Source organism: Alcaligenes sp. GCM10023179 (genome assembly GCF_042653705.1).
GTDB lineage: Bacteria > Pseudomonadota > Gammaproteobacteria > Burkholderiales > Burkholderiaceae_B > Alcaligenes > Alcaligenes phenolicus.
On sequence record NZ_JBHSIQ010000006.1, the window covers coordinates 185,494 to 209,329 of the forward strand.

Consider the following 23,836-nt stretch of genomic DNA (forward strand, 5'->3'; position numbering starts at 1 on the left):
GTGGTGCTCTCACTAGTGCCACCTTGGTGTGTTTTGGGGCGGGGATGTCGATAGGCTCCAAGGGGCACGCTCAAAGAGTGGCGTTTGTTTCGCCCTTTTGTTGTGCATTTTGTTCTACATCTGACGCTTGTATTTAATGAGTCAGGCCACCGGTCTCACCTTAGCTGGGCAGCTGAAACAGCCTGGCCGCATTGTCATAAAACAGCTTGTCCAGAATTACATCCTTGAAACCCAGCTGCTGGAAGTCCTCAATACTCTGGCGAATCGGGCGGAAGGTATAGGACGAGCCAAACAGCAATTGCTCGGACAGAAAGCTATTGGCTGCCTGCACATAGCCCTCGTTTCCCGGCTGGAAAATGTACATATCCGGCACCAGATGCACGTTCTCGTGCAGAAAGGCCAGGCCTATGGCCTGTTGCACATTGGGCCAATAGCCGTGATAGACCACTAAAGGCAGATCCGGGAAGGCTTTGGCCACTTTGGCCAGTCCAGCCGGGTCGTTATAGCGCGGGTCCGGCGTGGTAGGGCCACTCATCAAAAAGACGGGTACTTTCAGGTGGCGCGCCAGTTCGTAAACGGGCCAGTAAACCGGGTCATCGGGGTGACGTGCTGGAACACCAAAACCCGGCTCGATATCAATGCCGGACAAGCCCAGCTCCTTGATGGCGCGTTCTGCCTCGGCCAGGGCTTGCTGCTCGCCTTGCAGAGCCGGATCAATACCGGCAATGCCCAGCAATTCATCGTGTCCGTGCACGATCTGATGAATGGTGTCGTTGGGCAAATGTTGCGACGGTGTGTGGCGGCCTACGACGACCGCTTTACTCAGTCCGGCCTGGCGCACTTCTTCCAGAAAGCCTTCCTGGCTAAGTGACTTTTCAAAGTGAGTATCGCTGCCACGAGTGCCAACGCGGCGGTTTAGCCAGCGCGCGGTGGCATGTTCTGGCGTACCAGGTTCGGCCCCGAAAAACTTGTGCAGAAAGGCAGGTCGGCAGCGTAGATCGATTATTTTCTGGCTCATGATGCAGAGGAAAGTTGCTGATTTTGAACACCGCGTGCGTCAAAGGCGCCGCCGGTCTGGGCGCGATCACTGACGGTGACGGCCCGTTTGCCCAGAAGTGGAAACACCAGCTCGGCAAAGCGTATGGATTCTTCCAGATGGGGGTAGCCCGAGAGCACAAAGGAGTCCGCACCCAGGTCTATGTATTCCTGCAAGCGCTGGGCCACGGTTTGGGCGTCGCCCACCAGTGCGGTGCCTGCCCCACCCCGTACCAGCCCCACCCCTGCCCACAGATTGGGCGAGACTTCCAGCTGATCGCGACGGCCACCATGCAAGGCCGCCATGCGTTTCTGGCCTACCGAGTCCATGCTGGCGTAGTTGGACTGTGCTTTGGCAATGTCCTCGTCCGTCAATTTGCTGATCAGACGATCCGCCTCGGCCCAGGCTTCTTCATTGGTTTCACGTACGATCACGTGCAAGCGCACCCCCAGCCTCAATTTGCGACCACGGGCGGCGGCACGGCGGCGGATGTCCTCAAATTTCTTGCCCACAGCAGCCGGTGGTTCGCCCCAGGTCAGGTAAGCATCGACATGCTCGGCAGCCAGTTCATGGGCGGCGTCTGAGGAGCCGCCAAAGTACAAGGGCGGATAGGGTTTTTGCACAGGCGGGAAAAAGTTGCGGCCATTCTCTACCTTGAAATGCTTGCCCTGAAAATTCACGGTGTCGCCAGAGAGCAATTGACGCCAGATCGTCAGGTATTCATGGGCGTATTCATAACGGGCATCGTGGTCCAGAAACACGCCTTCGGCGGCCAGTTCGGTGGCATCGCCGCCGGGCACCACATTCAGCAGCAAACGGCCATGCAGGGCCTGGTCCAGGGACGCTGCCTGACGTGCGCTGGAAACGGGTGCGCCCAAAGAGGTACGCAGTGCCACCAGCAGCTTGATGCGCTGGGTAACAGGAACCAGGCTGGCCGCCACTACCCAAGGATCCAGGCAGGAGGCGCCGGTAGGAATCAGCAAGCCGTCATAACCCAGGTTCTCGCTGGTGACGGCAATGCTGCGCAGATACTCGTTGGTAGGCGCGCGGCCAAAGTCGGATTTGCCCAGATAACGGGTATCGCCCGAGGTGGGCAGGAACCAGAAAATATCGGGTGTGGTGGAGGTGATTTGGCTCATGCTGCCTGCGCCTCCAGAACAGAGTTTCGCAGCGGCAAACGCGTTTGAATACTGTGCAGTACCGGCACGGCCAGATCAACGGTGCGCTGGATGTGCTGTTGCAGGGCGGCGCTGGTGACTTCGCCGTCCTGAATCTCTTCGGGCGTGGCATAGACCCCGATGGGCAGGGTCAGCGCCTGGAAGAAGCTGAACAGGGGCCGTAGCTGATGTTCGATGACCAGGGCATGGCGTTGGCTGCCGCCAGTGGCGGCCAGCAATACGGGGGTGCCATTCAGGGCATTCATGTCGACCAGATCGAACAGGTGCTTGAGCAGGCCCGGAATGCCCGCGCGAAAGATGGGCGAGCCCACGATCAGAAAGTCGGCCTGCTCAATGGCGGTGATGGCCTGATGCGCTTGGGCGGGCAAGGCATCGGTGGACAGGGCCGCGCCCAGCTCGGGCAGCAGGCTGACCAGCTCGATGTTTTGCACGTCCAGTGCCAGTTGGTCGTTCAGTGTGTCGCGTAGCGCATCCAGCAGCACTTGCGTGCGGGAGGGACGGTGCAGGCTCCCATTCACAATAACGGTTTTCAGAGGGCGGCTCATGGCAATTCCTTGCAGTGAAATCAGAACAAGGTGCCGCCAGAAAACGGGGGCACCTGTGCGAGTCAATGTCTTGTATTACATGCCTGATCGTCGCGGCCACGAAAGACAATTCGCTCATGTGTTTATGGTCGATAAGCGTCCTTACTCTTTTGATTTGCTTATGAAAATCAGTATTGTTGAATGTGAAAAAATGAGCTGCCAAATGGCATGAGCATGAACTGTGTCAGGAGTTCGTCGCCGGTCTTTTTCGGGGGCAAAAAAGCTGATCGGAACAGGAGTGCCAGAACTGGATAGTGCGCCGCTACGTTGTGCCAAAGCTGGATAGTTCGGCGCCAAATGGCTTCATAGAATGAAACCAGGTCAATCCGGGGGGATTGGCATCCGACTGTGTGGGAAACACAGCGGCTTTTATTTCTATGAGAGAGACAAGTCATGACTCAAAACAGCACCCCACCCTATATCGACATTGAAAAACGCATCGACAAGGTACGCGACGAATACGCGCTGGTTGAAGGCCACTTCGATACGTCCGAGGAAACCTCCCCCTGGATTCCTTTCGGCCCCAATATCTGGCTGCGTCACCTGAGCTTTGATATTCGCAACAACACCTCGGTGCACATCATGCGCGCTGACAAAGGTGGTTCTTTGGGGCGTCATCGCCACCGCGCTGTGGTGACCGGCTACATTCTGTCCGGCAGCCTGCGCTATGAGGAATACGATTGGGTGGCCCGCGCCGGTCATTACATCCACGAAAGCCCCGGTCGCACGCACACCCTGGTGTCCGACGAAGGCATGGAAACCCTGTTCCACCTGGGCACGCCCATCGAGTTCCTGGACGAGAACGACAACATCCTGGAAATCATTGATGTGTTCTGGATGATCGACCACTACACCAGCTACTGTAAGAAGCACAATCTGCCCATCAACAAGTCCATGTTCATCTAAGACTGTTTGATGCTTGTGTGCCGTGTCTGCCCCGTTTGATGGGGCAGTTCCTTGAAGCGTTGCTGGTAGTAGGCAGAAAACCGCCCCAGATGCCCAAAGCCATGTGCCAGTGCCACCTCGGTGACGTTGGGGCGGGGCCGGCTTTGCAGCACCTGATGGGCGGCGTCCAGACGCAGATTGCGTACCCAGCTCATGGGGGACTGTTTGTAGTGACGACGGCACAGCAGATGCAGGAAGCGGGGACTCACACCCGCTGCCTGCGCCAGATCATCCAGTGAGATGTTGCTGTGCAAATGCGCCAATACATAGTTTTTAGCTTGGAGCAGACGCATCTGCCCTGCTCGGGCCGCCGCTCCCATGGACTCATCCACCAGAGTCTGCACGGCTTGTTCATCGGCAGGATGACACAGCAGGAACAAGGCCAGGCTGCTTTCAATATGCTGTGTCCAGTTGGCTGGACGGTCGCTATGTTGCGTCGGTAGCAGAAGCAGATGCTGGATGAGGTTGGCCCATTGTGGGCCCATACAGGGGTCCAGCTTGTAGACGCAGCCTCGGGTCATGCCCTCTTGTGTCAGCGTCTGATGGCCCACACCGTCAAATAGGCTGTAGGGGATTTTCACGATCAGCTGTTCGCAACCGGCTTGCCACAAGGTGCGCACATGGTGGCGAGGGGATACCACCGCAATATCGCCGGGATAGGCCGTTAGTTTGTGATGACCATCGCTGATGAATTCGGCCGTACCCTGCAAAGGCATTTGCACCAGACAGAAGTCCCCGAAGGCATCGGCCTGGATTTCCACTTCGGCACCGTAGCCCAGTCGCATCAGGCTGATCTGATCAATATCGCGACGGTACAGGCTGGTGTTGATGCGCCCGCGACCCCAATGCAGGGCATGCCGGGAAATGGCCCGGCTAAGCGGCTGATGAGACAGCTCGGCGCTGTGCGAATGAAAGATTGGATGGCGGTACAACACCGACAGATCCAAGCCATTTTCTGCCGACATTGGGAACCCCTTGTTCCAGAGCATAAGGATGCGCGTGACCAGCGCCTAGTGTAAAAGTTGAGCGGCTGGGTGGGCATGGGGGCTATCCCTGATCGGGGCTGGTCGGTTTCAGAATATTATTTATTTACAGATAGATAGCCGGTTTTCTATTTTATTTAAGTTTAAAAGAAGCTGTCTGCTTCTTGGTGCTGTGGTTGAGGCTTGAAGAAGTCGGCAGCAGGAGTTTTAACGCCCCTGGGCCCGATCCCCTTTCAAGGTCATGACGGCGCTTTCCACTGTCGCAATCATCTTGCCGTCTTCTCGCTGGATTTCACAGCGGTAATGGCTGATGCTGCGCCCGCGATGCGTGGCCCAGGCATGGGCTTGCAGCCGCTCTAGCCAGACTGGCCGCAGAAAGGTGGCTTTCAGATCAATGCTGGTAAAGCTCTCGCCTTCCTGCATCAAGGTGGAATGGGCCGTGCCGATGGCGGCATCGGCCAGTTCGCACAAGAGGCCGCCATGTACCGTGCCCTGCTGGTTGCCATGCAAGGCAGCGTCTGCGTTCAGTTCCAGCGTGGCGCTGGCTTCATCTATAGCAGTAATACGAAAGTTCAGTAGCCGGGAAATCGCGGTGGGGTAACGCATATGCGTGTGCTCGCCTTCGGCCAGTGTGCCATTCAGTTGGCGTTGCAGATATTCCAGTACGGGTAAGTGGCGAGATGAGCTTGGCATGGTGGCTCCAGTCGTTGCTAGGCGATTTGAGAATGTGGTGCTGGCCGTGAGGGTGGCTCTTGGCGGATCAATACATCGTGAATGATGTTGCCAGTCTTGTGGCTTAGCTTAAAAACGTTAGCCCCGGTGGATTCACGTTTTACACGTAGCCGATCATGTTGTGTTCAGCCTTAAATAAAAGGACGAATAATCAGTTGCAGGCCCAGGGCCGCCAGAAACAGTAGCAAGCATTGCTTGAAGCGGCGCGGGCTGATGCGTACGCGGATCTTTTGCCCCAGCCACATACCCAGTAAAGCCGGAACAATCACCAAGGTGGACATGCCCAGCTGGTTCAGCTTGAACACATCGTGCATGAACAGACCGCCAGCCAGCGCGATGGTGGAGATTGTGAAGGACAGCCCCAAGGCTTGCACCAGCTCGTCTTTATCCAGATTCAGGGCCTGCAGATAAGGTACGGCTGGCATCACAAAAACGCCGGTAATGCCGGTCACCACGCCGGTCACCAGACCAATCAAGGGTGACAGCCAGGGCTCGAAGCGGGGCGACACGGTCAGGGCGGGGGCGATAAGCGCATAGCTTGCATACACCAGCAGCGCGATACCCAAGGCCATGCCCGATAGCTGTGGTGAGGTATTGGCCAGCAGCGTTGAGCCCCAGAGCGTGCCCAGCACGATGGTCAGCATCATGGGCCAGAGCCTGCGCAGCAAAGCCAGCATGGACGGCCCGACAAAGCATTGCCAGACATTGGTGATGAAAGAAGGCAGCACCAGCAAGGCGGCAGCCGAGGCCGGTGACATCATCAGGCCCAGCAAGCTCATGGCTACCGTTGGCAGGCCCATGCCGGTAACGCCCTTGACCATGCCCGCTATCAGGAAGATGGCACTGAGCAGAAGAAGGAAAGAGAGAGATTCGTGCATGCCTGTATTGAAGCGTGGCAGGCAAGTGCACACAATGTGGATTTAAGGCGCTATCCTTCGGTTTATCCGAAGGGTTTTCAGGAGTGGTGATGCGACTGGGTCTGGCCGATCTGCATTTGTTCTTGAGCATTGTGGATGCAGGCAGCATCACACAGGGAGCGGTACGCGCGAATCTGGCTCTGGCTTCGGCCAGCGAGCGTTTGCGCCGTATCGAGAACGATGCCGGCGTTGCTTTGCTGGAGCGCCTGCCACGGGGAGTCGTCACCACAGAGGCAGGCGAGGCGCTGGCCCACCATGCCCGTTTGATGCTGCGTCAGCATGATCTGCTGAAAGGCGAGTTGCAGGATTTCGCTGTTGGAGCGCGGGGGACTTTGCACCTGTATGCGAATACGGCGGCCTTAACCGACTTTCTGCCATCCCGTCTGGCTCCCTGGCTGGCACAACGGCCGAATCTGCATATCGAGCTGAAAGAGCGTACCAGCGCAGATATTGTGCGTACGGTTGCCGCCGGTTTGGCCCAGGCCGGTGTGGTGTCGGATGCAGTGCAGGCACCGGGGCTGGTGCTGGAGCCGGTGGCCAAGGATCATTTGGTGCTGATTATGGCTGCGGCTCACCCCTTGGCGGCACACAGCAAATTGAGCTTGCTGGATGTTCTGCATGAGCCCTTCGTGGGCCTGATGCCGGGTAATGCCCTGCAAGACCATCTGGACGAACATGCTCGCGCAGCAGGCCATGCTTGGGTGCAGCGCATCCGTATGAAAACCTTCGAAGGGCTGTGCCAGATGGTGGCCCACGGTGTGGGCCTGGGGATTGTGCCGCAAGGCGTAGCCAGCCGCTACAAGCGTCGCCATGGCTTTGTGGCGCGGCCTTTGAGTGACGCCTGGGCCAAGCGTTCCTTGTGCCTGTGTTATCAGGACTGGGGCGCCCTATCCAAACCCATGCAGCGCTTGTTGCAGCATTTGGGGTCTAAGGAGACTGTCTGAGCCCACGTTTTTTGTGAAAACGTGTTCACGGAGCTGCATGCTTTCCAAGCGGTCAGGGGACAGATGCCAGGCGTAAGGTTCGTGCTGGTTTCCGTATTTTTTGTCGGATTCAGCGATCTGTTTTTCTATTGCTGGTGCTTTGCAACTCTGTCGTTTGATGACTGGCTCTAATGCTGGAGCTCAACTTCTTTGTTTTCGCTTAACACCTTAGTGGGTCAGGCTGACAAATAGTGAGCGGCCGGTGATTTTATTCCAGCCCTTCCAGTTTGCTGGCAACAAGCGGCTCTTGCGATTCTGCTGGCTCTGCCAAGTTGATCTTCACTCCAATATCGGCCGGTTTCGCGTAGTGCAGGCTGCTGGTCACCAAGGCATTGACACCTGTTGCGGCATAGGCGGCTGCGTTACCTGCATGAATCCCGCCCGCTGCCAGAATGGTGACGTTGGGATGCGCTTTGCGCAGCGCAGGCACAATTTGTGCCAGGGTCTCGGGCGGGACTTTGTCGAACTGCACCACGTCCGCACCCGCCTGAGCCGCGCTGTAGGCTTCGTCCAGATCCGCCGCTTCAATCACGATTTTCTTTTCGCACAAGGCGTATTTGTGACGGGCAATCGCATGGCCCACCTCCTCCCAGCCACCCATCAGCGCGCGGTGCTGGGGGAAGATCAAAATGGTTTCGCCCAGTCCCAGCCGATGCGGCATGGCTCCGCCCGATAGTGTGGCTTTCAAGGCCAGCTTGCGTACCCCAGGCGCATGTTTGCGAGTGGTCAGCACAGCCACCGAGGCATCTACCGTTTGCACGGCTTGCACGACTTGATGTGTCAGGGTGGCGATGCCGCAGGCAAACTCCAGCAGGTTCTGGCCGACCTTCCAGGCGCGCAGCAAGGCTTTGGCGGGGCCTTGTGCCAGCAAAACGGTCTGACCGGGCATGGCCGCCACACCGCTGGGGGTGTAGTGCTGAGTCTTGCCGCCGCAAGAGCGCACAATCTCGGCCACCTCCTCAGTGCCCGCCACGCGGATATGGTCACGCACGACGTAACGCAGTGTGGTGTTCTGGTTGTGCAGTCCCAGCATGTGGCTGGTCAGATCCAGGTAGGAGGCATCCTCGCCAATCCATTGGTCGATTTGGCGTTGTTCAAAAAAAACCGTCATTTTTGATTCCCGTAGCGCCGCAGCGCCCAAAAGCAGGCTAATGCCGTCAGCCCCAGCAAGCAGGACAGCGCATTGGCACAGTCTGTGTCGCCATCCAGGACGGCGTTGTAGATAGATAAAGACAGGGTTTCGGTACGACCTGCGATATTGCCACCCAACATCAGCGAAATGCCCACTTCTCCCATGGCCCGTCCGCCAGACAGAATCAGTCCGGTGGCCAAGGCAGAGCGCAGCAAGGGCAATTCCACCCGGAAGAAGTAGGACCAGGTGCCGTGGCCCAGTGTGGCTGCCGCTTCACGCAGCCGTGGCGACAGGCTGTTCATGCTGTTTTGCACGGGTTTGACCATCAATGGCAGCCCGGCGATAAAGGCGGCGATCAGCAAGGCCGCGGGCTGAAAAACAATATTGGGTGACCAGCCGGTGGCACTGGCCAACCAGCCCTGCCTGCCCAGGGCAAGCAGCAGCAAGTAACCGATAACAATCGGTGGGAAAACCAGCGGCAGGCTCACCAGTGAATCGAGTAATCCGTGGCCTGGGAAGCGCTTTCTGGCCAGTACCCAGGCCAGGGTTACCCCCAGAACCAATTGGGCCACCAAGGTGGCGGCCAGCACATATACACTCAGGCCCAGCGAGCTACTGGAGCAGCTCATCCAGGCGGACATCACAGGCCGTGACGCTCAAGAATGGACTTGGCCTTGTCCGAGCCCAGGAACTGGGTCCAGGATTGCAAGGCAGGGCTTGCAGGACGGTCCTTGAGCACGGCCAGGCTCAGATCAATCGGGTCGTGACATTGGGCTGGCATGGGCAGGATGGTGCCCAGCTTGTCCTTGTGGGCCAGCGCTTCGCTGCGGTTGATGAAACCGGCGTCCACCTCGCCATTGAGCAGGTAGGTGGACACTTGCGGCAGCATGGCGACTTCAATGCTGCGACCCTCGGCCTGGATTTTTTCGCGTTCCATGCAGGTGGTGGCGGCGCGACCGTAGACGGTTTTCTTGGCATCGCCGATAGCAATGCGGGCATAGCTGGGCTGCTGCAAGTCCTGGATGGAATCAATGGTCTTGCCCTTGGGCACGGCCAGCATCAGGGCACCCTGGCTGATGTTCACAAACTGCTGGGCAATGCCCATGGGTTCCAGAAAAAAGCGGTCGCCAATAATGGCAGCAATGTCTGGATTTTGCTCGCTCTGAGCGCGGACCTGCTGCATATTGCCAAAGCTGCTCTCTACCGTCAGGCCTGTTTCTTTATTGAAGGCTTCCATCAATTCCGTGACGGGTTTGCGGTAGCCTGCGCCAGTAGCGATTAGCAGGTCGGAGGCCTGAGCGGTGGTGGACAGTGCCAGCAGGCTGGCGGCAGAAAGCAGCAGAGATTTCATAGGGTTTCCTGTCAGTAAAATTCGTTATGAGTTTGAGTTTATAACGAGAAGAAGCAGACAGGGACCACCAGGGGGCTTTTAGGCCGTGGGTTTGAAAGTGGTATCAGACGCTGTGGCTCGACCGCAGGGTTGAGAGGTGTGGAGAGGACGGCAAACCGCGATCAAGCAGATGTGATGGAGGGCATGATAAGGAGGCATTGTCGCCGTGTGAACATGATGTTTTCATGAGCTGGCTTACGGCTTACGGCTTACGGCTTACGGCTTACGGCTTACGGCTTACGGCTTACGGCTTACGGCTTACGGCTTACGGCTTACGGCTCATGGCTTACGGCTTACGGCTTACGGCTCATGGTCCATAGCCCACCAGAGTTCACGGCAACAATCCCGCCTCTTTCAGCAAAGGCTCCTCATAAACGGAGTCTTCAGCGGGATAGCGCAGGTTCGGCACGTTTTTGGCCTTGGCCAAGGCCCAGATGATGCTCTCCCCAGCAGGCAATGTATCGGGGGCTTGTGCGTACAAGGGGTCCTGAAATGCTGCCTCTGTTGATGTGATGGCCCAACCCTTGGCGGTAAATGCCGCGAGCACATCCGGCAATGCAGCCGCATTGATCTGGTTGGTATGCAAGAGGATTACATGAGTCGGACTGCGTCCCAGAAGCTCTTGCGCCAACTGATCGTAATAGCTGGCACGGTCCAGCAGGTGAAGGATGTATTGCTCTTTCACGCGCTCTGCCTTGGCACTATCGCCTGCTTGCACATGATCTGCAAAGACCCGGCTGTAATACCAGTCGCTGGCATCAATGGATACGGGCGCGCTCTTGTAGTCATGCGCCGCCATCCACTGACGGAAACCGTCGCGCTTGGCGATGGTGTCCCCTTCTTTCAGGTAAGGGAAGCGCAGCATGGGTGTGAAGGTGGGCAGGCTTTTGAACGCGGCATCGGCAAGCTGCACATCTGCAATGAAGTCCTCCAGACTGAGCGCCGGGTCGGCCAGGCTTTTGTGGCTGGCGGTATGGTTGCCGATCCGATGTCCTTCCCTAGACCAGGCCTGGACCAGACCCAGCCCCTCTGCCCCGCCCATACGGGCTAGCGATGGGAACAGAGTGGCCTTGATCTGGTGGTCCCGCAGGCTGGTCAATATTTGCTCATTCCACTGATTGGCCTGTGGCTGCGTGCCGGGGTTGAAGCCGTCATCAAAGCTGAGGGCCAGGGTCTGGGACGTGGCCCAAGTAGTGCAGAGAGCCAGAACAGCCGTAGCCAGGAAGTGCAGGGGAGAAATACGGAAAGCCATGCGAAAACGGAGAGGGTGAAAAGAGTGACGGAAACAGGCAAGCTTGCCCAGGCCTTGTCAGCATGCAGGACGACAAGCGGCGGTGCAAGTTCGTAGTTCTCGCAAGGGGCAAGTCAGCAGGCGAAAAAAATCCCCATCCTGAACCAGCAAGATGGGGATTTTGGGACACTGTTACCCGGAGTCAGGCTCCGGGCGACATCGTGTGCTTCAGGCTTGAGCGGCTTTGAATGCCAGACGCCATTGGTGCAGCAAAGGCTCGGTGTAGCCGTTAGGCTGTTCCAGACCCTTCAGAACCAGATCCTGAGCGGCGCGGAAGGCAAAGGAGCCTTCGAAGTTGCCGGCCATGTTCTGGTAGGCTGGGTCGCCTGCATTTTGCTGGTCCACCACAGCAGCCATGCGCTGCAGGGTTTCAACCACTTGTTCGTGGGTGACGATGCCGTGCAGCAGCCAGTTGGCGATGTGCTGGCTGGAGATACGCAGGGTAGCGCGGTCTTCCATCAGGCCCACGTCGTGGATGTCCGGTACTTTGGAGCAGCCCACGCCCTGGTCAATCCAGCGCACCACGTAACCCAGGATGCCCTGAGCATTGTTGTCCAGTTCTTCCTGGATTTCCTTGGCAGACCAGCTGGTGTCAGTGGCCACAGGAATGGTCAGGATGCTGTCCAGGTAGTCGTTGGTGTCGCCTTCCAGGCCCTTCTGGACGTCGACCACGTTGACTTGGTGGTAGTGCAAGGCGTGCAGCGTGGCAGCGGTAGGCGATGGCACCCAGGCGGTGTTGCCACCGGCCTTCACGTGACCAATCTTCTGTTCCAGCATTTCAGCCATCAGGTCAGGCATGGCCCACATACCTTTACCGATCTGAGCGCGACCACGCAGGCCGCACTGCAGGCCGATCTGAACGTTGTTGCGCTCGTAGGCAGGCTGCCAGTCAGCTTGTTTCATGTCGGCCTTGCGCACCACGGCACCCGCTTGCATGCAAGTGTGGATTTCGTCGCCCGTGCGGTCCAGGAAGCCGGTGTTGATGAACACGACACGCTCGGTGGCCTGGGCAATAGCTGCTTTCAGGTTCACGCTGGTGCGGCGCTCTTCGTCCATGATGCCCAGCTTGACGGTGTTGGGAGCCAGACCCAGCAGGCTTTCCACACGGTCAAAGATCTCGCTGGCAAACGCCACTTCGTCAGGACCGTGCATTTTGGGTTTGACGATGTACAGCGAGCCGCTGCGCGAGTTCTTCTTCAGTTCCAGATCGCGCATGCCGATCAGAGTGGTGATCACGGCGTCCAGAATGCCTTCAGGGATTTCGCGACCTTCGCCGTCAATGATGGCAGGGTTGCTCATCAGGTGACCGACGTTACGCACGAACATCAGGGAGCGACCAGCCAGAGTCTGGGTAGCGCCTTTCAGGTCGGTGTACTGGCGATCGTCAGCCAGGCGGCGCGTAAAGACCTTGCCGTCTTTCTTGATTTCTTCGGTCAGCGAACCGGTGACCAGACCCAGCCAGTTGCGGTATGCCAGGACCTTGTCGTCGGCGTCCACGGCAGCCACGGAGTCTTCGCAGTCCATGATGGTGGTCAGTGCGGCTTCCAGAACGATGTCTTTCACGCCAGCCGGGTCGGTCTTGCCAATGGGGCTGTTGGGGTCGATCTGCAGTTCAAAGTGCAGGCCGTTGTGCAGGAACACGATGGCTTCAGGCGCATCGGGCTGACCGCGGTAACCCAGCAGGGTCGAGGCGTCTTTCAGACCGGTGGTGCCGCCGTTTTCCAGGGTGACGCGCAAAGCGCCGTCAGCGATGGTGTAGGAGGTAGCCTGGTCGTGGCTGCCTTGAGCCAGAGGAATGGTGTCGTTCAGGAACTGACGGCCAAAGGCGATAACCTTGGCACCGCGCACGGCGTTGTAGCCACCGCCACGCTGAGCACCGTCAGTGTCAGGGATGGCGTTGGTGCCGTACAGCGCGTCGTACAGGCTGCCCCAGCGTGCGTTTACGGCGTTCAGCGCGTAACGTGCGTTCATGATGGGCACAACCAGCTGAGGACCACCTTGTTCGGTGATTTCGGTGTCGACGTTGGTCGTGTTGACCTTGACGTCGGCAGGCGCTTCTTTCAGATAGCCGATGGAGCTCAGGAAGCTCTTGTAGGCAGGCATATCGGTGATGGGGCCTGGGTTGGCCGTGTGCCACTTGTCCAGTTCGACTTGCAAGCGGTCGCGTTCGGCCAGCAAGGCGCGGTTTTTAGGTGCCAGATCATGGACCAGCTTATCGAAACCAGCCCAGAAGGCTTCGGAGGAGATACCTGTGCCGGGCAGGGCTTCTTGTTCGATGAACTGATGAAGCACCTCGGCGACTTGCAGTCGCTGGCAGGAGATTCGAGTGGTCATGTGTACCCTTGCTGATAGTTAAAAGTGATTCGGTACAGCGGCAGGCCAAAACGGCCTTGCTAACTGCAATTACCTGGTCAAGAGCACGTTCAGATCTTGCTGAAATCGCGGGTGACAAGACCCACGCGGCGCCAGGACACAAATGACATCAGAGGGCGAGCAAATGCTTGAAGCGAAAATCATTAAAATACGCTAACCCATTGTAAATTAGCCTAAATGCAAGCTAATTTGCGCGATGACGAGCTATGTCTCACACGCATGCCGAGCACACTGCCAGGTTGGATAACTTAAATTATGAAGGACTGACGCTAGCTGGATTTAATACTAAAAGTATTAAGACTACATACTTAATGTATTTACTGGATTTGGGCAAGTCTTATATATGAGGTAGAAGACGTGCCTGACTTCCACTTGCCATCATAAGCTGCCTCATCTGGTCCCGCTTGAAATACCTGATATGCCCGCCAAGCCGCTTGTCTAGCGCCATTAGCATAAAAACAGGGTCTTGGGTCAAGGGCTTGCGCCAGGGCTCTACCTGCCTGATTCCGGAAAAATGGAATTTGCCTAAAACCGGGGTAAAGCTGCTTGTTTAAATGGGGCCTGTGAGTAAATTCAGTCTCAAAACCAACGATAGTCGTGTCCATTGTGTGGACAGTGGGGCTTGTGATTCAGTCAAAAACCAGTAACGACATTTGCTTTGGGTGGGACTGGGGCTGGGCTGCCTTGCTCGGATACGGCAAGACGCTGGGGCGCTAAGCGAGCCATTGCAAAGGTATATGGGTGATGGCTTTAAGCACAGGCGAAACCGATAGCCTAACGTCTGTATTGGGGAGCGATGGTCCGCGAAAGCGGCAGACGGTCAGGCCTGTCTGTTCGGCTGGTGCATGAGCGTCAGGATCAGGCGGCTGAATTTGTCATGGAGTCGTGTAGGAGGCGGAACAATAAACAGCTTATGATGCTTGCAGATCTGCTTGTCTTTGTTTCCCCTTGGAATACTTGTTATGTCTGATCCCAGCGGTTTTTCTCGTATCACGTCCACGCCGGAGCTGATTCCATTCAATGGCTATCAGGATGCCGGCCAGGCTTTGGAGCAGCTGCGCCATATTTACGACCGCAACACCGCTTTTTTGCGCGACTCTTTTGCCCAGTGTCTGGAAACCGGATTTCCACGCGGGCAGCGCTTCAGAGCCTGCTATCCTGCAGTGCGTTTGCGCGTCGATACCTATCAGGAAGTGGATAGCCGCCTGTCTTATGGGCATGTGGTCGAGCCCGGCGTGTACATGACCACCATTACCGCTCCTGGCCTCTATCACGATTACTTGCTGGAGCAACTGGAACTGCTGCTGCGCAATCACGGTGTGCAGGTGGAAGTGGGGGAATCCTCCGTGCCTATCCCGCTGCATTTCGCCCTGAATAATGGTGTGCAGTCCACGGTGACAACCGTGCCTGAATCGCCCGGTGACACCTTGCGCGATCACTTCGATGTACCGGATCTGGCGTATATGGACGATGCCATCGTCAACGGTACGTGGGAGCGCGTGCATAACGAACCCTTGCCGCTGGCGCCTTTTACTGCGCCGCGTATCGATTACTCCTTGCATCGTTTGCAGCACTACAGCGCTACTCGTCCCGAGTACTTTCAGAACTTTGTGCTGTTTACCAATTATCAGTTTTATGTGGACGAGTTCTGCCAGTGGGCGCGTGAAGTGCTGCAGGCGGATGATCAAGGCTATATAGATCTGGTGGAGCCGGGCAATATCATCACTCCGGCGGGTGCGAATGCATCGACAACCGGTTCGCCTTTGGCTCGCGCGCCGCAAATGCCCTCGTATCACTTGCGCCGTGCCGATCATTCCGGCATCACCCTGATCAATATCGGTGTGGGGCCATCCAATGCCAAGACCATTACCGACCATGTTGCCGTTCTGCGCCCTGCTGCCTGGTTGATGCTGGGCCATTGCGCCGGTTTGCGTACTACCCAGCGTCTGGGTGATTACGTACTGGCACATGGCTATGTGCGTCAGGATCACGTGCTGGACGAGGATTTGCCTACTTGGGTGCCCATCCCTCCTCTGGCGGAAATTCAGGTTGCCCTGGAGCAAGCCGTGGCCGAGGTGGCCGGGCTGTCAGGTTGGGAGCTGAAGCGCATCATGCGCACGGGTACGGTGGCGTCTATTGATAACCGTAATTGGGAATTGCGAGACCACCACGAGCCGGTGCGGCGCTTGTCGCAGTCGCGGGCGATTGCGCTGGACATGGAGTCCGCCACCATTGCTGCCAATGGCTTCCGTTTCCGTGTCCCGTATGGCACCTTGCTGTGCGTGTCGGACAAGCCCTTGCATGGCGAGCTGAAACTACCGGGCATGGCTAGCGAGTTCTATGCGCGTCAGGTTGGTCAGCATCTGCATATCGGGATACGGGCGCTGGAATTGCTGCGTGAGATGCCTAAGGAACGACTGCACTCGCGCAAGCTGCGCAGCTTCCTGGAAACGGCGTTTCAATAAGATATTGCAGGCCTTGTCAGTGCCTCTGCGCTTGGGTGAGCTGTTGGCTCTTAGCACTGACTCACCATTTTTAGTGGTTTGAGAGCAGGCCGGGCTACCAAGTGGAGCACGGCCTCTTGGTTTCTTTGAGGACAGCAGATACTCATATGGTTAAAGCGTTTCAAGATTTTTATGCCGACAACTTCAGCCATTGCTACGGTTGTGGCAAACATAATCCCGACGGGCATCAGCTTAAGAGCTACTGGGACGGCGACGATACCGTGGCCCGCTACACCCCCAAGCCGATTTACAGCGGTGGCGTGCCCAATCATGTGTATGGCGGCTTGATTGCTTCCTTGTTGGACTGCCACGGTACTGCTTCTGCGGCAGCCTTCATCTATAGGGATCTGAATATCGAGATGGGCACCAGCGAGGAGCCGATCCGTTGCGTGACAGCCTCCCTGAAAGTGGAGTTTCGGCGTCCCACTCCAATGGGGACAGAGCTGACGGTACAAGGCAAGCTGCGTGAGCTGGATGGACGCAAGGTCTGGGTGGACCTGTCGCTTAGCGCGAATGGCGAAGTTTGTGCGACGGGTGAAATGCTGGCGATACGCTTCAAGGAATAAGCGGGATTTTTTTGGGGCTCAGCGGTCAACGTGCTTTGACACGGTGTCTTGGACTTGCTGATCGCTCAGAAGGAAGCTGGTTTTTGATATTTGTAGGCTGTAAAGAATGCCCTCAGGTTGTGCCGCCGATTTATGGCATTTCTTTCTTCGAGGGTAACCCGGAGGTTGAAAGTATCCCCACGCTGCGCTCGTAGGCTGCTGCTTTCATGAGGTTTGTTTTGTGCGGGGCAGCCAGACAATAAAAAGCCGGGCCCATTCAGGCCCGGCTTTCAGTCTTTCAAACCCAGCTAATTAGCGGCTGGCAGCAATCGCGTCGCGTGCCTTCTTCACCAAGTCTTCACCGATGGTCTTGGTCCATTTCTCGACCACGCCTTCGGTTGCCTTGGCAAAGGCAGCGTGCTGCTCAGGCGTCAGGCTGGTGACCTTCACACCGTGGCTTTCGATCTCTTTGAGCAAGGTGGGATCTTCCGCCGTGATGCCGGTACGGGCAATCACGATTTCACGCTTACCAGCTTCAATAGCGGCTTCACGCACGATCTTCTGGTCTTCCTCACTCCAGGATTTCCACACGTCGCGGTTCACCACAAATACCAGTGGGTCAGACACGTAGTTCCACAGGGTCAGGTACTGCTGCTGCACGTCGTACAGCTTGGCACCGGCGTAAATGGACAGGGGGTTTTCCTGGCCGTCTACAGCCTTATTAGCCAGTGCGGGTTGTGCATCTGCCCAGCTCATTTGCGTGGGGTTGGCACCCAGGGCGCTGAAGGTGTCCATGTACAGCGGCGAACCGACCACGCGCAGTTTCAGGCCCTTCATGTCTTCAGGCTTGGTCACTTCGTGTTTGGAGTTGCTGAGCTGACGGAAACCGTTTTCACCCCAGGCCAGAGGCACCACACCGGCTTTCTCGATGTAGCCAAACAGGTCCTTGCCCACTTCGCCGTTGATCAAAGCGTCGGTGGCTTTGGCATCCGGTTGCAGGAATGGCAGGGAGAACAGGTTCAGCTGCTTGATCTGGGGGGACCAGTTGATGGTGGAGCCCACGGCCATATCAATCATGCCTTGGCGAATGGCGGTGAACTCGCGTGTCTGGTCACCTTGTACCAGCGAGGTGCCGGGGTAGATCTTGATATTGATGCGGCCATCGGTACGCTCGCGCACCAGGTCGGACCAGATCACCGCCCCTTGGCCCCAAGGGAAAGTGGTACCCACCACGATGGACAGCTTGTACTCGGATTTGTAGGCGGCTTGGGCAGCGGGAACCACGGCCAGGGTGGCGGCTGTACATGCCAGAGCGGCCAGAATGTGACGTAATTTCATGGGTCAGGTCTCCCTTTCTATGAGTTGTGTTTCAGTCTTGTGGTTTTAGTTAAAGCCCAGGTAGCGTGGCAGCCACAGGGCAATCTCGGGTTCTGCTATAACGAGCAGCATGGTCGAGCCCATGCCCAGCAGCAGCCAGCCTACCCAACGCAGGGTGCTTTCCATGGGGACGCCCGCGATACGGCAGGCGACCATCAGGTTGACGGCGACTGGCGGAGTGAACTGGCCCAGAGCCACGTTCAAGGTCAGCAGGACCCCGAACCAGACGGGGTGCCAGCCAAAGTTGTAGGCAATCGGCATGAATAGCGGCACGAAGATCAGGAAGATCGAAATGCCATCCAGGAACATGCCCAGCACAATCAGCATGACAATCATCAGCGCCAGAATGCCGTACTCGCCCAGACCGGAATTGATGATGGCATTGGTGACGGGGTCAATAATGCTCAGGGTGGACAGCGCCCAGGCAAAAATACCGGCCAATGCCACAACCATCATGATGACGGCTGATAATTCGGCGGCTTCCCGCAGGATCAAGAAAAGATCGCGGAACTTGATGGTGCGATGGATGACCATGCCCACGAACAGGCCGTAGAACACAGCCACTACAGCGGCCTCAGTAGGGGTGAACAGACCCAGGCGCATACCACCCAGAATGATGACAGGCGCAATCAGGCCCCAGGCGGCTTCTCGCAGGCTGCGCCAGAATGGTGGACGTGGCAGCTCGGCCTCGGCCAATCCCAGCTTGTGACGGCGCGATAGCCAGATGGCCGGAATAATCAGGCCAATCCCCGCCAGAATGCCGGGGAACATACCGGCCGCAAACAGCGCAGGTACGGAGGCCTCGGGCACCAGCACCGAGTAAATAATGAAGGCGATGGAGGGGGGAATCAGAATGTCGGTGGCTGCACCCGCTCCCACAATACTGGCCGCAAAAGGACCGGGATAGCCCGCACGTTTCATCGCGCCGATCATGACCGCGCCCACGGCGGCCGCGCAGGCCGGGCCGGAACCGGAAATGCCACCCAGGAACATGGCCACGCCGATGGCAACGACGGGCAGCATGCCAGGGCCGCGGCCAACCAGCGCGACCGCAAAGTTCACCAGACGGCTGGCTACGCCCGATCGGTCAAAAATGGAACCCACCAACACGAACATGGGAATGGCCAGCAAAGGGTATTTGGCCAGACCGGCATAAAAGCTTTGCGGCACGGCCATCAGGCCAAACCAGTGCGTATCCAGGTTGGACATCAAAATCGCAAAGGCACCACCTATACCCAGGGACACGCCCACCGGCACGCCCACCAGCATCAGGCCGATGAAGATGACAAACAGCAAGGTTGCAATCATGATTTAGCCTGCCAACGACGCACCCACATGCCCAGCAAACGCAGGCTCAGGGTAGTAGACAGGATGGGCAGCCACATGCTGTACCACCAGGTCGGGACACCAATGGAGGGCGAGGTATCGCCCCACTCGAACTCGTCCAGGGCCATGCGGCCGGACAGAATGGCCATGCCGACAAAGAACAGCAGGCTCATGCCAATGCCAAACAGGGCCAGGCGGCGTTGACGACGCACCGTGCCCGCATCGGCAAAGACTTCAATACGAATGTGCAAGTGGCGCACACAGGCGCTGGCACCGGCATTCATGGTCAGGACCACCAGCAGGAAGATGGAGATTTCCTCGGTCCAGGCAAAGGAGCTATCGGTCAGATAGCGCACAAACACGTTGGCAAAGGTAATTAAAGCCAGGGCCGCCATGATCAGGACCGAAGCCCAGTCCTCTATTTGCAAAGGAATACGCAGGCCGGATTCGGCGGGCGAGGCGGCGTGATTATCAGGTGTATCTGTAGAACTTGAATCCATGAGGTCTGTCAGATTTGGCAATAAAGCTACATGCTAGCGGTCAAAGACGGGGCTGGCAGTGAGTAATTTCCCCCGGTGCAATAGCACCCGCGGGCCATCATTGGCCTGGGGAGAGACGATAGGGATGGGGGCGAGGGCACACGCAATATCGGGGTTGGTGCTTCGCCTAGCTGATGAGGTCTGAAACCTGGCCCGGCACGACAGATGGGCCTGTGTGTGGCGCTCTGAGAGGCCCGACAGGGGTGTTGCCGGGCTTGCTGTGCGGGTGATTAGCAAGGGTGCAGGCTGCCGGTGAGGCAGCCTGGGCTAATGCAAGCTGGGGGACAGCTTACTCTTTTTTACGGTCCTTTTTCCCTTTTTTGCCTTCTTTGTCCTTTTTGGAAGGCTTTTTGTCTTTATTTTTATCCTTGTTTTTGGCTTTTTCTTTTTTCTTCTTTTTGCTCTTCTTATCCTTTTTGCCTTTCTCGCTTGAGGATTCTTTATCGCTATCCGCGTCCTCATCTTTATCCTGATCGGACTCGCCCTTTTCTGCTTGCTTAATGGCAGTGGCCTTCAGATCAGCGGCTTTTTGTTTGGATGAAACCGGCGTTTTGCGGGCCTGTTCCATTTCCGCATCCAATTCTGCGGCCACTTCGCGTAGCTCGTCGGCAACAGCCTGAGAGCGATCTGATTGCAGGGCAATCATGGTGCCACGGCACTGGGGAGCGCCACACAGGCAGCGGTAGTTCTGCTTGAGCTCCTCGGTAATTTCATCGTCGATGACCAGCGAGTAGTCATACAAAAGCTCTTCCCCGGCAGGAATATCGCGCATGGCCACAATAAAGACGCGCGAGCCATCGGCGTTCTCGTGACCTTCACAGTTGGGGGCGCAAGAGTGGTTGATCCAGCGTGAATCATTGCCTCCCTGACCACCGTCCACGATTTTGCCATTGCTCAGTGCAAAGAAAAAAGTGTGGAAAGGCTCATCCGGATTGACGGGGAACAAGGCATCGGCCTGTTCCGGCGTAAGCCGCTTGCCAGCATATTGCAGGATGCGCGTTCCGGCTGGAATATCGCGTAGCGCAAAGACGCCGTTGCCATGCAGTTTGGATGGTTTAACGACGTGCCAGGGTTGGCGTTGAGTGACCATGGGGAATCAGCCTGTAAAAGGGGATAAACTGGACGGCGATCTCTATCTTACAAAACATGCAGGGCTACGCAACCATGTCACTTGAAACGACCGCCCACAACGGCGCGCAAATCTTGCTCGAAACCTTGATCGCTCAGGGTGTAGATACCATTTTTGGTTATCCTGGCGGAGCGGTGTTACCGCTCTATGATGCTCTTCATGCCCAACCGCGAATTCGTCATATTTTGGTTCGTCACGAGCAAGCTGCCGTACATGCGGCCGAAGGCTATGCCCGCAGCACCGGCAAACCTGGCGTGGTGCTGGTGACATCAGGCCCCGGTATGGCCAATACCACCTCCGGTTTGCTCGATGCCTTGTGTGATTCTATTCCTGTCCTGTGTATTAGTGGTCAAGTAGCGACCACCGCAATTGGTACCGCCGCTTTCCAGGAGTGCGATGCGATTGGTATTTCCCGCCCTGTGACCAAGTGGAATGCCCAGGTTCGTCGTATTGAAGACGTGGCCTCCTTGACGGCCAAGGCCTTGCGCCTGTGTACCCAGGGCCGCCCCGGTCCGGTGCTGCTGGACTTCCCCAAAGATATTCAGATCGCCACCCTGCCCGCTGCCAGCAGCGACGCGCCGGCCCAGGACGAGGCTGACAGCCTCTTGGCTCCTGCCGCTCCGGCCTCTGCCCAGGAAGCGGCGATTAAACGCGCCGCCGCCATGATTGCGCACGCTCGCCGCCCCGTGTTTTACGGTGGTGGTGGCCTGATCAACTCCGGGGCCGATGCCAGCCACGCCTTCACCAGCCTGGTTCAGGAAACTGGCGCACCTTGCACACTGACCTTGATGGGCCTGGGTGCCTACCCTGCACGTGATGAGCAGTTCGTGGGCATGTTGGGCATGCACGGCACGCTGGAAGCCAACTTGGCCATGCACCATGCGGATCTGATTATCTGTGTGGGCGCTCGCTTCGACGACCGCATTACCGGCCGTCTGTCCGATTTCTGCCCGCATGCCAGCAAGATCCATATTGATATCGACCCCGGTTCCATCGACAAGGTGGTGCGTGCGGATGTGGCTTTGGTGGGCGATTGTTATCCCCTGCTGCGTGCCTTGCGCAAAGAGCTGTCGCATCACGAATTGCCTGAAGGTCGCTTGAATGATTGGTGGCAGCGCATTGGCGTGTGGCGTGCTCAAGAGTGCTTGAAAGTGACGCCTCATAGCGACGCCATCTTGCCGCAGCACTTGCTGCAACGTCTGGACGCGCATCTGGAAGGCCGTGATGCCATCGTCTCTACCGATGTGGGCCAGCACCAGATGTGGGCTGCGCAGTACATCAAGTTTGATCGTCCTCGCCGTTGGCTGACTTCGGGTGGAGCCGGCACCATGGGTTACGGCGTACCTGCTGCGTTTGGGGCGCAGATTGCGCATCCGGACAAGCTGGTGGTGTGTGTCAGTGGTGACGCGTCGGTACTGATGAATATTCAGGAACTGGCCAGCGCTGTGCAGCATCGCACGCCGATCAAGGTGATTCTGTGCAATAACCGCCACATGGGCATGGTGCGCCAGTGGCAAGAGCTGATTCACGATGGTCGTTACAGCCACAGCTATAACGAAGCCATGCCGGATTTTGTGGCCTTGTCGCGCGCCTTTGGTTGGGAAGCCGAACGCGTGGAGCATCCCGATCAGCTGGATGCGGCGCTGGAGCGTTGTCTGGCCCACGATGGTCCGTTCTTCCTTAACGTGGAAGTGCTGGCGCTGGAAAACTGTTTCCCCATGATGCCAGCGGGCTATGGCCATCAACAGGTCATGTTGTCCGAAGATAACTGGTACGTAGAAGAATAAGGTGCCCGGCTGGGACACAGGCGTAAAAACCCCTATGTCCCAGCCCGAGCACTACGCATTAAATACACTGATCCATTCAGACAGGAGGGGCATGCATGATGTACCGTCACATGAAGAACCGTCTTTTGGCCGCAGGTTTGATGCTGGGCTTGGGCCTGGCGGCGGGAGCGGCCACGGCCCAGACTTCCTTGAAGCTGGCTTACGCTTTGTCCACCAGCTCTCACTATGGTGCGGGTGCAAAAGCCTTTGCCAGTGCCTTGGAAAAGGACGGCAACTACACCATCGAGGCCTTTCCCAACAGCGCCTTGGGCGGCGAGCGTGAAGTTATTGAAGGCTTGCAATTGGGCACGATTGATCTGGCCATTGTGTCTACCGGCGCAACCCTGAACTTTGTGCCCAAGACTGGCGTGTTCGATATTCCTTTCCTGTTCCGCGACCTGCAACATGCCCGTCATGTGCTTGATGGCAAGATCGGTCAGGACATGCTGGCTGAATTTCCCAAACGCGGAATTGTGGCGCTGGCCTGGGGCGAGCAAGGTTTCCGTCACCTGACCAATAATGTGCGTCCTGTCACCACCCCAGCTGATGCCAAGGGCCTGAAGATACGCACCACAGAGAACCCCATTCATATTGCCGCTTTCCGTGAAATCGGCATTCTGGCTACGCCTATGGCCTGGCCGGAAGTGGCGACCGCCCTGCAACAAGGCACCATCGACGGCCAGGAAAATCCCTTGTCCGTGATTGTGTCGGCCAAGCTGCCTCAGCTGCAAAAGTACCTGTCGCTGACGGCTCACGTGTATGGCCCGGCCTTGGTGCTGATGTCTCCGGCGGTGTATGACGGCCTGTCCGATCAGGACAAGCAGTTGATGAAAGATGCCGGCGTAACGGCTGCCCAGGCCATGCGTGACTACGTGGACGATATCGAGAAAACCGGCGTGGATGCCGTCAAGGCCGAAGGCATGCAGGTCAGTACAGTTGACCATGCCGCGTTTGCCAAAGCGGTAGAGCCTGTCTATCCCCAGTACTACAAACAGTTCGGCCAGGAACTGGTCGAATCTATCCGTCAGACTCAGTAAACGGCATTC

At 57.3% G+C, this 23,836-nt stretch carries 21 protein-coding genes; 6 read left to right on the forward strand and 15 right to left on the reverse strand.

Going from position 1 to position 23,836, the window contains the following annotated elements; genetic code table 11:
* Window positions 1-160 precede the first annotated feature (160 nt).
* The 3 genes from ACFPDR_RS17890 to msuE are packed head-to-tail and all read right to left on the reverse strand — an operon-like array spanning window position 161 to window position 2,759.
* Window positions 161-1,018 (reverse strand): amidohydrolase family protein, encoded by an 858-nt coding sequence (locus ACFPDR_RS17890; protein WP_321388149.1) that lies wholly within the window; start codon window positions 1,016-1,018, stop codon window positions 161-163.
* Complete coding sequence (gene ssuD / locus ACFPDR_RS17895; RefSeq protein ID WP_321388152.1) at window positions 1,015-2,175, reverse strand: FMNH2-dependent alkanesulfonate monooxygenase; 1,161 nt, start codon at window positions 2,173-2,175, stop codon at window positions 1,015-1,017. Before ssuD ends, ACFPDR_RS17890 begins: the two co-directional genes overlap by 4 nt.
* Entirely contained in the window at window positions 2,172-2,759 is a 588-nt protein-coding gene (gene msuE / locus ACFPDR_RS17900) for an FMN reductase (protein ID WP_239054960.1), read from the reverse strand. Before msuE ends, ssuD begins: the two co-directional genes overlap by 4 nt.
* A gap of 432 nt (window positions 2,760-3,191) precedes the next feature.
* Here msuE and ACFPDR_RS17905 point away from each other — a divergent pair, with 432 nt between their 5' ends.
* Window positions 3,192-3,704: a 2,4'-dihydroxyacetophenone dioxygenase family protein gene (locus tag ACFPDR_RS17905; protein WP_009461189.1), complete on the forward strand. Its 513-nt coding sequence runs from the start codon at window positions 3,192-3,194 to the stop codon at window positions 3,702-3,704.
* On the opposite strand, the gene ACFPDR_RS17910 is transcribed toward ACFPDR_RS17905, so the two are convergent.
* The 3 genes from ACFPDR_RS17910 to ACFPDR_RS17920 form a co-directional block, all read right to left on the reverse strand.
* Window positions 3,701-4,708 carry an AraC family transcriptional regulator gene (locus ACFPDR_RS17910; RefSeq protein WP_226349720.1) on the reverse strand — a complete coding sequence of 336 codons (1,008 nt, stop codon included), beginning with the start codon at window positions 4,706-4,708 and terminating at the stop codon, window positions 3,701-3,703. The genes ACFPDR_RS17905 and ACFPDR_RS17910 overlap by 4 nt on opposite strands.
* Window positions 4,709-4,933: 225 nt before the next feature.
* Complete coding sequence (locus ACFPDR_RS17915; RefSeq protein WP_083055195.1) at window positions 4,934-5,419, reverse strand: PaaI family thioesterase; 486 nt, start codon at window positions 5,417-5,419, stop codon at window positions 4,934-4,936.
* Window positions 5,420-5,589: 170 nt separating this feature from the next.
* Window positions 5,590-6,336, reverse strand: coding sequence for a sulfite exporter TauE/SafE family protein (locus ACFPDR_RS17920; protein WP_203145234.1), 747 nt, complete (start codon window positions 6,334-6,336; stop codon window positions 5,590-5,592).
* Between the two features lie 89 nt (window positions 6,337-6,425).
* On the opposite strand from ACFPDR_RS17920, the gene ACFPDR_RS17925 reads away from it, so the two are divergent.
* A complete protein-coding gene (locus ACFPDR_RS17925) occupies window positions 6,426-7,319 on the forward strand; it encodes a LysR family transcriptional regulator (protein ID WP_376911685.1) in 894 nt (297 codons plus the stop codon).
* A 247-nt stretch (window positions 7,320-7,566) separates the two neighbouring features.
* Here ACFPDR_RS17925 and modD read toward each other — a convergent pair whose 3' ends face one another.
* From modD to ACFPDR_RS17950, 5 genes are all read right to left on the reverse strand, one after another.
* Window positions 7,567-8,469 carry a ModD protein gene (modD, locus tag ACFPDR_RS17930; RefSeq protein ID WP_203145232.1) on the reverse strand — a complete coding sequence of 301 codons (903 nt, stop codon included), beginning with the start codon at window positions 8,467-8,469 and terminating at the stop codon, window positions 7,567-7,569.
* Window positions 8,466-9,119, reverse strand: a complete 654-nt coding sequence (modB, locus tag ACFPDR_RS17935; RefSeq protein WP_060186636.1) for a molybdate ABC transporter permease subunit — start codon at window positions 9,117-9,119, stop codon at window positions 8,466-8,468. Before modB ends, modD begins: the two co-directional genes overlap by 4 nt.
* 11 nt (window positions 9,120-9,130) lie before the next feature.
* Window positions 9,131-9,841, reverse strand: coding sequence for a molybdate ABC transporter substrate-binding protein (gene modA, locus ACFPDR_RS17940; RefSeq protein ID WP_251197083.1), 711 nt, complete (start codon window positions 9,839-9,841; stop codon window positions 9,131-9,133).
* Between the two features lie 370 nt (window positions 9,842-10,211).
* The gene (locus ACFPDR_RS17945) at window positions 10,212-11,132 is read right to left on the reverse strand and encodes a polysaccharide deacetylase family protein (protein ID WP_376911689.1); all 921 of its coding nucleotides are present in this window, start codon (window positions 11,130-11,132) and stop codon (window positions 10,212-10,214) included.
* Between the two features lie 207 nt (window positions 11,133-11,339).
* Window positions 11,340-13,505 carry a malate synthase G gene (locus ACFPDR_RS17950; protein WP_088451552.1) on the reverse strand — a complete coding sequence of 722 codons (2,166 nt, stop codon included), beginning with the start codon at window positions 13,503-13,505 and terminating at the stop codon, window positions 11,340-11,342.
* Window positions 13,506-14,506: 1,001 nt separating this feature from the next.
* On the opposite strand from ACFPDR_RS17950, the gene ACFPDR_RS17955 reads away from it, so the two are divergent.
* Both ACFPDR_RS17955 and ACFPDR_RS17960 read left to right on the forward strand, forming a co-directional pair.
* The gene (locus tag ACFPDR_RS17955; protein ID WP_026483878.1) at window positions 14,507-16,009 is read left to right on the forward strand and encodes an AMP nucleosidase; all 1,503 of its coding nucleotides are present in this window, start codon (window positions 14,507-14,509) and stop codon (window positions 16,007-16,009) included.
* Between the two features lie 146 nt (window positions 16,010-16,155).
* Window positions 16,156-16,614: a PaaI family thioesterase gene (locus ACFPDR_RS17960; RefSeq protein WP_203145230.1), complete on the forward strand. Its 459-nt coding sequence runs from the start codon at window positions 16,156-16,158 to the stop codon at window positions 16,612-16,614.
* A 291-nt stretch (window positions 16,615-16,905) separates the two neighbouring features.
* Here ACFPDR_RS17960 and ACFPDR_RS17965 read toward each other — a convergent pair whose 3' ends face one another.
* The 4 genes from ACFPDR_RS17965 to ACFPDR_RS17980 all read right to left on the reverse strand — a co-directional run bounded on the left by ACFPDR_RS17965 (window position 16,906) and on the right by ACFPDR_RS17980 (window position 20,925).
* Window positions 16,906-17,931 (reverse strand): DctP family TRAP transporter solute-binding subunit, encoded by a 1,026-nt coding sequence (locus tag ACFPDR_RS17965; RefSeq protein ID WP_009461178.1) that lies wholly within the window; start codon window positions 17,929-17,931, stop codon window positions 16,906-16,908.
* A gap of 45 nt (window positions 17,932-17,976) precedes the next feature.
* The gene (locus ACFPDR_RS17970) at window positions 17,977-19,278 is read right to left on the reverse strand and encodes a TRAP transporter large permease (RefSeq protein WP_035269297.1); all 1,302 of its coding nucleotides are present in this window, start codon (window positions 19,276-19,278) and stop codon (window positions 17,977-17,979) included.
* Window positions 19,275-19,796, reverse strand: coding sequence for a TRAP transporter small permease (locus ACFPDR_RS17975; RefSeq protein ID WP_060186573.1), 522 nt, complete (start codon window positions 19,794-19,796; stop codon window positions 19,275-19,277). The genes ACFPDR_RS17970 and ACFPDR_RS17975 overlap by 4 nt, the downstream gene beginning before the upstream one ends.
* Before the next feature lie 328 nt (window positions 19,797-20,124).
* Window positions 20,125-20,925 (reverse strand): SET domain-containing protein, encoded by an 801-nt coding sequence (locus ACFPDR_RS17980; protein WP_035269291.1) that lies wholly within the window; start codon window positions 20,923-20,925, stop codon window positions 20,125-20,127.
* A 56-nt stretch (window positions 20,926-20,981) separates the two neighbouring features.
* Here ACFPDR_RS17980 and ilvB point away from each other — a divergent pair, with 56 nt between their 5' ends.
* Both ilvB and ACFPDR_RS17990 read left to right on the forward strand, forming a co-directional pair.
* Window positions 20,982-22,751, forward strand: a complete 1,770-nt coding sequence (gene ilvB, locus ACFPDR_RS17985; protein ID WP_060186572.1) for a biosynthetic-type acetolactate synthase large subunit — start codon at window positions 20,982-20,984, stop codon at window positions 22,749-22,751.
* A 110-nt stretch (window positions 22,752-22,861) separates the two neighbouring features.
* Entirely contained in the window at window positions 22,862-23,827 is a 966-nt protein-coding gene (locus ACFPDR_RS17990; RefSeq protein WP_376911752.1) for a TRAP transporter substrate-binding protein, read from the forward strand.
* Window positions 23,828-23,836: the final 9 nt, after the last annotated feature.

Bases quoted from the DNA above. Each gene is read 5' to 3' on its own strand.
- ACFPDR_RS17890 (WP_321388149.1), bottom strand. From the start codon at position 1,018: ATGAGCCAGAAAATAATCGATCTACGCTGCCGACCTGCCTTTCTGCAC.
- ssuD (WP_321388152.1), bottom strand. From the start codon at position 2,175: ATGAGCCAAATCACCTCCACCACACCCGATATTTTCTGGTTCCTGCCC.
- msuE (WP_239054960.1), bottom strand. From the start codon at position 2,759: ATGAGCCGCCCTCTGAAAACCGTTATTGTGAATGGGAGCCTGCACCGT.
- ACFPDR_RS17905 (WP_009461189.1), top strand. From the start codon at position 3,192: ATGACTCAAAACAGCACCCCACCCTATATCGACATTGAAAAACGCATC.
- ACFPDR_RS17910 (WP_226349720.1), bottom strand. From the start codon at position 4,708: ATGTCGGCAGAAAATGGCTTGGATCTGTCGGTGTTGTACCGCCATCCA.
- ACFPDR_RS17915 (WP_083055195.1), bottom strand. From the start codon at position 5,419: ATGCCAAGCTCATCTCGCCACTTACCCGTACTGGAATATCTGCAACGC.
- ACFPDR_RS17920 (WP_203145234.1), bottom strand. From the start codon at position 6,336: ATGCACGAATCTCTCTCTTTCCTTCTTCTGCTCAGTGCCATCTTCCTG.
- ACFPDR_RS17925 (WP_376911685.1), top strand. From the start codon at position 6,426: ATGCGACTGGGTCTGGCCGATCTGCATTTGTTCTTGAGCATTGTGGAT.
- modD (WP_203145232.1), bottom strand. From the start codon at position 8,469: ATGACGGTTTTTTTTGAACAACGCCAAATCGACCAATGGATTGGCGAG.
- modB (WP_060186636.1), bottom strand. From the start codon at position 9,119: ATGAGCTGCTCCAGTAGCTCGCTGGGCCTGAGTGTATATGTGCTGGCC.
- modA (WP_251197083.1), bottom strand. From the start codon at position 9,841: ATGAAATCTCTGCTGCTTTCTGCCGCCAGCCTGCTGGCACTGTCCACC.
- ACFPDR_RS17945 (WP_376911689.1), bottom strand. From the start codon at position 11,132: ATGGCTTTCCGTATTTCTCCCCTGCACTTCCTGGCTACGGCTGTTCTG.
- ACFPDR_RS17950 (WP_088451552.1), bottom strand. From the start codon at position 13,505: ATGACCACTCGAATCTCCTGCCAGCGACTGCAAGTCGCCGAGGTGCTT.
- ACFPDR_RS17955 (WP_026483878.1), top strand. From the start codon at position 14,507: ATGTCTGATCCCAGCGGTTTTTCTCGTATCACGTCCACGCCGGAGCTG.
- ACFPDR_RS17960 (WP_203145230.1), top strand. From the start codon at position 16,156: ATGGTTAAAGCGTTTCAAGATTTTTATGCCGACAACTTCAGCCATTGC.
- ACFPDR_RS17965 (WP_009461178.1), bottom strand. From the start codon at position 17,931: ATGAAATTACGTCACATTCTGGCCGCTCTGGCATGTACAGCCGCCACC.
- ACFPDR_RS17970 (WP_035269297.1), bottom strand. From the start codon at position 19,278: ATGATTGCAACCTTGCTGTTTGTCATCTTCATCGGCCTGATGCTGGTG.
- ACFPDR_RS17975 (WP_060186573.1), bottom strand. From the start codon at position 19,796: ATGGATTCAAGTTCTACAGATACACCTGATAATCACGCCGCCTCGCCC.
- ACFPDR_RS17980 (WP_035269291.1), bottom strand. From the start codon at position 20,925: ATGGTCACTCAACGCCAACCCTGGCACGTCGTTAAACCATCCAAACTG.
- ilvB (WP_060186572.1), top strand. From the start codon at position 20,982: ATGCAGGGCTACGCAACCATGTCACTTGAAACGACCGCCCACAACGGC.
- ACFPDR_RS17990 (WP_376911752.1), top strand. From the start codon at position 22,862: ATGAAGAACCGTCTTTTGGCCGCAGGTTTGATGCTGGGCTTGGGCCTG.